Raw genomic sequence first — 7,886 nt, 5'->3', positions numbered from 1 at the left:
GGCGCCACACGCGCACCGTCAGCGTTTACTTCAGCCGGCTCCCCTATGAAACTGCCCGCCCCGCGGGCCCCAACACGCACTACTCCTGCCTCAAGAATTGGGCAGGAAGAGGGAATCCGGCGCAGTGGGGGATACATCTATACTACAGGACGCACGACGGCGACCTGCCGCCGTCGTCTGCCATCACCCCGTGAGCTTGGGCACAGGGAGCTATTCGCCGGCGAGCGCCCGCTCGATGTAGGGGCGGATCTCCGCCGCGAGCCGGATGGACCCCTCTGCCTCGGCGTCGAGCAGGGCCTCGGCCCGATCGCGGGTGGGCTCCGCCAGCCACTCCCCCACACGGACGCCGTGGTCGGGGACGTGCTCCACGCTGAACGGCTCGCCGGCCTCGAGGTCGCCGGGGGTGATGACGCGAAAGTAGGCACCCGAAAGCCCCGAGTCCCGGAAGCGCCTGACCCAGCTGTCCTCGCCGACCCGGCGGGCGAACGTCGCGCACGGCACGCGGGGCATCGTCACCTCGAGCACGGTCCCTCCCGGGAAGCGCCAGCGCTCCCCGATCACCGCCTTGCTCGCAGTGTAGCCCGCCACCCGCAGATTCTCGCCGAAATACCCCGGCGGGATCTCGCGGCCAAGCGCCCTCGCCCACAGCCCGGCGTCGTCCTCCGAGTAGGCATACACCGCCTTGTTCTCGCCGCCGTGGTTCGCGCGGTCTGCCTGCACGTCGCCATGGAGGCCCAGCCTCCGCACCCGAACCGGCCCCTCGACGGGCCGCTTGTCGATCGCGGTGACGCCGACTGCTCCGGTATCCGGCAGGAGTTGCTGAACGCGGCAGACGGCGAGAATGCTGGGGGTCTTCATGGCCCACAGCGTAGCGCGGCTCACGGATCGAACCGGTAGCCGATCCCTGCCTCGGTCCTCAGATGCCGGGGATTCGACGGATCCCGTTCGAGCTTGCGCCGCAGCTGGGCCATGTAGACCCGAAGGTACTGCGCTTCCTTTGCATAGGCCGGCCCCCACACCTGCGTCAGCAGTTCACGCTGCGTCACCAGCGTTCCGGGCTGGCGCACCAGAAGGGCCAGGATGCTCCACTCGGTGGGCGTGAGACGGACGTCCTTGCCGTCGCGGACCACTCTGCGTGCGGCCAGGTCCACGCTGAACTCGGCCGTCTGGACGCGGGGCGGCTCCGGCCGGACCGTCCCCCGCCGCGCGGCGGCACGGAGCCGGGCCAGGAGCTCCTCGAGCCCGAACGGCTTGGTGACGTAGTCGTCGGCGCCTGCGTCGAGGGCCTCGACCTTGTCCTCCGCCGCATGCCGCGCCGAGAGCACGATGATCGGGACGGTGGTCCATTCGCGCAGCCGCCGGATCACGGCGACGCCGTCCATGCCTGGCAGTCCGAGGTCCAGGACCACGATGTCCGGCGGAGTCGCAGCCGCAGACTCGAGCGCCCCCTCGCCCGAAGACACGGTGACGGCCTCGTAGCCGTGCACGCGCAGGTTGATCTGGAGGGCTCGTGCGATCTGCGCCTCATCCTCGACCACGAGCACGCGGGTCATGCCGCTCCCCCGCCGTCCGCCGCGAGCGGCAGAATCACGCGCATGGTGAGGCCGCCACCGGGAGTCTCCTCAGCCACGATCCGTCCCCCCATCGCCTCGGCAAACCCCTTCGCCACCGCAAGCCCCAGGCCGATTCCCCCGCCGTGGCCCCCGGCGTCGCCCGGGTGCTGGAACGGGCGGAAGGCCTCGGCGATCCGTTCGGCGGGGATCCCCCCTCCGTGGTCGACCACGCGCAGCTCGCCAGTCCGATGCCCGTTGTTCTCGGCGCCCTGCCGCACGTCGATTTCGACGGCCGATTTCGGGGCGTGCTTGAGCGCATTCTCCACCAGGTTCGCGACAACTCGCTCGAGCAAGACGGGATCGGCCTCGACCGCGGGAGCCTCCTCGGGGACGCGGACCTCGACGCGGGCGCCGGGCGGCCACGGTGGCAGCGCCTCGCCCCAGTGCACGGCGCGCAGGAGAGGCGTGACGCTGTCGGCCGAAATGCGCGACATGTCCAGCAGGTTCCCCACGAGCACGGAGAGACGGTCCGTGTAGTCCTCGATTGTTGCGAGGAGTTCGGCCTGCTCCTCCGGATCGAAGTCGACGCCAGGCTGCCGGAGGCTGCTCACGCTCAGCTTGATGCCGGAAAGCGGTGTGCGCAGGTCATGCGAAACGGCCCTCAGGATCGAGGTGCGAATGGAGTTGCCCTCCTCGAGGCGCCGGTTGTCCTCCCGGCTCGAGGCCAGCTGGCGCCCCTGACGGATGGCGACGAGATAGGCGCCGAAGGCCTCCATCATGCGCCGCTCCGCTGGTTCCAGGGCCCTCCCCCCGGCAAGGAGGGTGTAGTGCTCGTCGGCGACCACAACGTCGTCGGCCGCGGCCGGGGTGACGGGAGGCGCCTCGCCGGCGCTTGCGGCGACCTCCCAGCCTGGACTGACCTCCCGCGGAGTCCCCGGCTCCCGCCGGTCCAAGAGGGTCACGGCGCGGAGGCCGAGCGCGGCACGGACGCGCTCTAGGAACTCCCCCACGCTGCCGCCCGAGCCGAGGATGCCCCGGGCGAGCTCGGCCATGGCCCGGGCGTCCGCCTGCGCCCGGCTCGCCTGCTCGAAGCGGCGCGTCGCCGCGCCGACCGCGAGGCCCACCGCGCACGCGACGGCGAGGAAGATCACGAGTTCGCCCACGACTTGGGGATCCGCAATCAGAAAGGTCCCCACCGGATCCACTGAGTAGTAGTTCAGCAGCAGAGAGCCGACGACGGCCGCCACCGCGGCCGGCCACAGCCCGCCGACCACCGCGACGACGACGGCAGCCGCGAGCTGGAGCAGCATGGTCATGGAGAAGTTGTGGTAGCCGGTCAGCACCACGACTGTCTCTACGGCGGCGGGCAGCAGTAGCGCGAGGGCGAGCCCAAGCAAGGTCCGACGGCGGTCCAGCACACCCAGCTCGGACAGCCCGAGCCGGTGCTCGCGGGCCGGGAGGAGGGGGGCGCGCTGGGCCATGGCACCATGCTGTCACACAGCGCCAGCACCATGGTCAGTTGCGGGTCACGGACCCCATGAGCGAGGCGATGGGCCGCAGGAAGAGCGGCCGGGCGAGGAACCACGCCGCGACGATGACGACCACGGCGGCGGCGAAGAATCCGAATCCGAGCCAGCTTTCGCCGTCGTTCGCGGCGAACATGTGATTGAGGTTCCGCAGAGCGCCGGTGGTGAGGACCAGGAACACGTGCACGATCACGAACACCACGAAGTAGATGGCAATCGGGAAGTGCATGCGGCGGGCCACTTCGATCGGATAGGCCTTGTTGAGGCGCGCAGCCTTGGCCGGCCATGCGCCGGACATGCGCAGGCCGGTGAGGATTGCGAGCGGCGCGGCGATGAAGACGGTCACAAAGTAGGCGAGCAACTGGAGCGCGTTGTAGTTCACCCAGCCGTCCTCGAGCGGCCAATCCAGCGAGGCGTACTGGATGGCCACCGAGACCGCGTGCGGGAACACGTCCCAACTCGTGGGGACCACTCGCTTCCACTGGCCCGTGGAGAACAGCAGGATCACGTAGATGAGCCCATTGAGCACCCAGAGGGCATCGAGCGAGAGGTGGAACCAGAGGTCGAGGCTGATCTTCTTCGGCTGGCCCTTCGTCTTCACGAGGCCCTTGTTGTTGCGCTTCCAGTAGCCCTGGGGCCGGGTCGTGTACCGGACCTGCAGGCCCGACCGCACGATCAGCACAATGAAGAACATGTTGAAGAAGTGGGACCAGTTCAGCCAGGCGGGCAGTCCCGTCGGCGTGTCGCCGGGGAGCGCCGCGTGCCCCGGGTAGGTCGCGATGAACTGCTGGACGCCCGTGGTGCTGCGCAGCCACTTGGCGAGCAGCACCACGATGGCGAGGACCACGATCGCGGCAACGGCGATCACAACGGGCTTGAACCAGGCCGCTTTGGTCCAGGCGGGGGCGGTCGACGGCGACGACGGCATCGTGGGGGTGGTCCTCTCGTTCGGGGGATCAGAGCGCGCCGATGGCCTGGTCGAGATCGGCGATGAGATCGTCCGCGTCCTCGATTCCCACCGAGAGTCGCACGAGGTTCTCCGGAACGGCGAGCTCGGTGCCCTTCACGGACGCATGGGTCATCTCGGACGGGTAGTTCATGAGCGACTCGATGCCGCCGAGCGACTCGGCCAGCGTGAACAGGCTCGTGGACTCCGCGACCTTGCGCGCGGCCGCCTCGCCGCCCGAGAACTGGATCGAGATCATCCCGCCGAAGCGCCGCATCTGCTTGGCCGCCAGCTCGTGGCCGGGGTGGTCCGGGAGGCCCGGATACAGCACCTTCTCGACGCCCGGGCGGCCCACGAGCCACTCGGCGATCTTCTGCGCGTTGTCGGAGTGGCGCTCCATGCGCACGCCAAGGGTCTTGAGGCCGCGCGTGGTGAGGAAGGCGTCCATCGGGCCCGATACCGCGCCCACCGCGAACTGCACGAAGCCGATCTTCTCGGCTAGCTCGTCGTCATGGAGGACGACGGCGCCGCCCACCACGTCTGAATGCCCGCCGATGTACTTGGTCGTCGAGTGGACGACGACGTCGGCACCCAAGGCGAGCGGGTTCTGGAGGTAGGGCGAGGCGAAGGTGTTGTCGACGACGAGGAGGGCGCCGCCGTCGTGCGCGACCTCGGCGAGCGCGGCGATGTCGGTGATCTTCATCATCGGGTTGGACGGGGTCTCCACCCAGACGAGACGGGCGCCGTCACCCACGGCCGCGCGAACGCCGTCGAGCGCCGACATGTCGACGGGCTTGTTCTGGATGCCCCAGCTGCCGAGCACCCGGTTGATGAGGCGGTAGGTGCCGCCATACGCGTCGTTGCCGAGGACAATCCGATCCCCCGGGGTGCAGAGGGCGCGGATGAGACCATCCTCGGCGGCGAGGCCAGAGCCGAATGAGAAGGCGTGCTTGCCGCCCTCGAGCGCGGCGAGCTGCTCCTGCAGCGCGTCGCGGGTCGGGTTGCCGCCACGGCCGTACTCGTAGCCCGAGCGCAGCCCGCCGATCCCGTCCTGGGCATAGGTCGAGCTGAAATGCAGCGGAGGGACGACCGCGCCCGTGCGCGGCTCGAACTCCTGCCCGGCGTGGACGGCGCGGGTATTGAAGCCCTGGTTGGTCTCGCTCACTTGCGGCTCCTTACTTGTTGAGGTTCGCGAGCAGGTCGTGCCGCGTGACAATGCCGATCGGCGCCCCGACGAATGTCACCATGAGGGCGTCCGCCTCGGTGAGCATCTCGCGTGCCGTCGCCTGGCTCTCGAGCGAGCCGATGACGGGCAGGCGATCGCCCATGTGCTCCGAGATCTTGTCCGTGAGCTTCGCCTCGCCCTTGAACAGCTTGGCCGACAGCGCGCGCTCGTCAACGGCCCCGAGGACCTCGCCCATGACAACGGGGGGCTCGTTCGAAAGCACCGGGAGGTGGCTCACGCCGTACTCGGTCATGATGTCGATGACCTCGCGCACGGTCTCGTTCGGGTGGGTGTGGACGAGATCCGGGAGCTTGCCGTCCTTGCCCTTCAGGATGTCCCCGACGGTCGCCTCCGACTCGCCGGGCAGGAAGCCGAACGAACGCATCCAGTCATCGCTGAAGATCTTGGCGAGGTAGCCGCGGCCGCTGTCCGGGAGGACGACGACGACGATCGCCGACTCAGGCAGGTCCTTCGCCGCGCGCAGGGCCGCCACGACTGCCATGCCGGACGAGCCTCCGACGAGGAGACCCTCCTCGCGCGCCAGACGGCGGGTCATCGCGAACGACTCCGCGTCGCTCACCGCGAGAACCTCGTCCGGAATCGCCTTGTCGTAGTTCGCGGGCCACATGTCCTCGCCGACGCCCTCGACGAAATACGGCCTCCCCGAACCGCCCGAGTACACCGAGCCCTCGGGATCGGCGCCGATGACCTTGACCTGGCCGCCCTCCTCGTCGGGGCGGTCCTTCGAGATGTCCTTGAGGTAGCGGCCCGTTCCAGTGATCGTGCCACCAGTTCCCGCGCCGATGACCACGTGCGTGATCTTTCCGTCCGTGTCCGCCCAAATCTCGGGACCGGTGGTCTCGTAATGGCTCGCAGGCGCACCCGGGTTGGAGAACTGGTCGGGCTTGAACGCGCCGGGGATCTCCCGGACCAAGCGGTCCGAAACCCCGTAATAGGACTGTGGCGAGTCGGGTGGCACCGCCGTTGGCGTCACCACGACCTCGGCGCCGTAAGCCTCTAGGACGGCGCGCTTCTCCTCGCCCACCTTGTCCGGCACCACGAAGATGCACTTGTAGCCCTTCTGCTGCCCCACGAGGGCCAGACCGACACCCGTGTTGCCGCTGGTGGGTTCCACGATCGTCCCGCCAGGCTGCAGGCGCCCGTTGCGTTCGGCCTCCTCGATCATTTTGAGGGCGATCCGGTCCTTGATGGACCCACCCGGGTTGAGGTACTCGAGCTTCACCAAGACGGTTGCCTTGATGCCCTCGGTCACCTTCTGGAGCTTGACCAGGGGTGTATGGCCGATGAGCTCGACGACGGAGTTGGCGTATTTCACGCCCCCAACTCTAGCCGTTGGGCAGTGCGGGGCGCTGTTTGCGAGACTCCGCTTGACGTGGGCTTGCATGGCCCCGAGGCAAGGGCCTCTCAGTGGTCGACGGGCGTTGCTACGCTCCGACGACACGCACTGTTCGTCCGTCTCGTACCGTCCGTTCGCACCACTGACTCTTGGGGGATGTCAATGGCGCTTCGCCGCTGCCTTCGTTCGCTCCTGATTGTTCTTCTTCTGGCCCTTCTGCTGCCACTCAACGCCTGCGGCGGGGAGTCCCCGGCTTCCTCATCGGCCGCTTCGGCCAGTGCTGCGGCTCCGCCGACTGCCGATCCACGCCCCACGCCCGCCAGTTCCAAAGGCCCAGCACGGAATCTGGAACGACCTGTTCTGCCCGAGTCTGCAAAGCAGAACACCAAGGAAGGGTTTGAGGCCTTCACGCAGTACTGGTTCGACACGATTAGGTACGCACGAGAGACCGGAGACGTGACACCGCTCAGAGAAGCGTCTCAGAAATCATGCAAGATGTGCCAATTTCAAATCGACAAGGCATCTCAAATTCACACCGACGGAGGCTGGTCCGTTGGGCCAGTTAGAGTGGTCAGAGACTTTCAAGCGGACATGGTCCTTGACCCCAACAGAAACGTGATCGCCTACTTTTTGCTCGAGGAGTCTGGCTCCGTCAATTACGCCAAGGATGGTTCTGTGCTGACGCGTTACCCCGCCGGCACGGCCGAGGGGGCTCAGGTCGTCTTCGCCCATTTCGACGGAACAAAATGGACAATTGCCGAGGCTGGCCGATCATGAGGACACTGGTCCTTTCGTTGGGAATTGCGCTCTTCGCCCTCTTGAACGGCGATCTCAGCGAAATCGGCGGGGAATGGCACGGCGAGTCGGTCCAGGTCCATGCAAAATCTGCCGGTCGCGTGAAGGCCGAATTCCCGCCTTTGCCGGGGGGTGCGGTTGATCCTTATTCCTATTCGTATGGGCATGCGTGTCTGTCGGATGAGGTGGGTTTCGGGGATTCGCAGTCTTGCGGGGCGGCGAGGGCGGCGTGCCGGGAGCGGCCCGAGGGGATGCTGGTGAACTGGTACCGGCAGCTGGGCGGGTCCGAGCCGGAGCGGCTGGATTCGGGGTGCCTGTATCCGGGGGTGGCGCCGGAGCGGCCGGGGGGCGGGGCGGTGGTGGCGGTGACCGAGGCGCAGCTGCGGCAGCTGCCGATCGCCCCGGCGGCCCTGGGCGTGCAGCCGGGGCGGCACACGCTCAAGGGCGCCGAGACGAACGTCTACGCCGACTCGGGCCCGCAGTC

7 protein-coding genes and 1 pseudogene are annotated in these 7,886 nt (G+C 68.0%); 2 read left to right on the top strand and 6 right to left on the bottom strand.

From position 1 onward, the window contains the following. Positions 1-210 precede the first annotated feature (210 nt). Genes ACTHL9_RS07335 through ACTHL9_RS07310 form a run of 6 tightly spaced genes read right to left on the bottom strand, consistent with a single transcriptional unit; the run spans position 211 to position 6,586 of the window. Complete coding sequence (locus tag ACTHL9_RS07335) at positions 211-858, bottom strand: MOSC domain-containing protein (RefSeq protein WP_440518191.1); 648 nt, start codon at positions 856-858, stop codon at positions 211-213. A 20-nt stretch (positions 859-878) separates the two neighbouring features. After that, complete coding sequence (locus ACTHL9_RS07330) at positions 879-1,553, bottom strand: response regulator (RefSeq protein ID WP_440518190.1); 675 nt, start codon at positions 1,551-1,553, stop codon at positions 879-881. Beyond that, entirely contained in the window at positions 1,550-3,034 is a 1,485-nt protein-coding gene (locus ACTHL9_RS07325; protein WP_440518189.1) for a sensor histidine kinase, read from the bottom strand. The genes ACTHL9_RS07330 and ACTHL9_RS07325 overlap by 4 nt, the downstream gene beginning before the upstream one ends. 34 nt (positions 3,035-3,068) lie before the next feature. Then, positions 3,069-4,007, bottom strand: a complete 939-nt coding sequence (locus tag ACTHL9_RS07320) for a cytochrome b/b6 domain-containing protein (protein ID WP_440518188.1) — start codon at positions 4,005-4,007, stop codon at positions 3,069-3,071. A gap of 28 nt (positions 4,008-4,035) precedes the next feature. Beyond that, a complete protein-coding gene (locus ACTHL9_RS07315) occupies positions 4,036-5,190 on the bottom strand; it encodes a cystathionine gamma-synthase (RefSeq protein ID WP_440518187.1) in 1,155 nt (384 codons plus the stop codon). Positions 5,191-5,200: 10 nt separating this feature from the next. After that, positions 5,201-6,586 carry a cystathionine beta-synthase gene (locus tag ACTHL9_RS07310; RefSeq protein WP_440518186.1) on the bottom strand — a complete coding sequence of 462 codons (1,386 nt, stop codon included), beginning with the start codon at positions 6,584-6,586 and terminating at the stop codon, positions 5,201-5,203. A 177-nt stretch (positions 6,587-6,763) separates the two neighbouring features. Here ACTHL9_RS07310 and ACTHL9_RS07305 point away from each other — a divergent pair, with 177 nt between their 5' ends. Beyond that, complete coding sequence (locus ACTHL9_RS07305) at positions 6,764-7,384, top strand: DUF6318 family protein (RefSeq protein WP_440518185.1); 621 nt, start codon at positions 6,764-6,766, stop codon at positions 7,382-7,384. Positions 7,385-7,659: 275 nt separating this feature from the next. Next, a pseudogene (locus tag ACTHL9_RS07300) lies at positions 7,660-7,886 on the top strand (hypothetical protein); the annotation flags it as partial.

This window comes from Sinomonas sp. (assembly GCF_051955515.1).
Lineage (GTDB): Bacteria > Actinomycetota > Actinomycetes > Actinomycetales > Micrococcaceae > Sinomonas.
The sequence above is the reverse complement of the archived record's forward strand: the minus strand, read 5'-3'. Positions and strand labels throughout refer to the sequence as shown.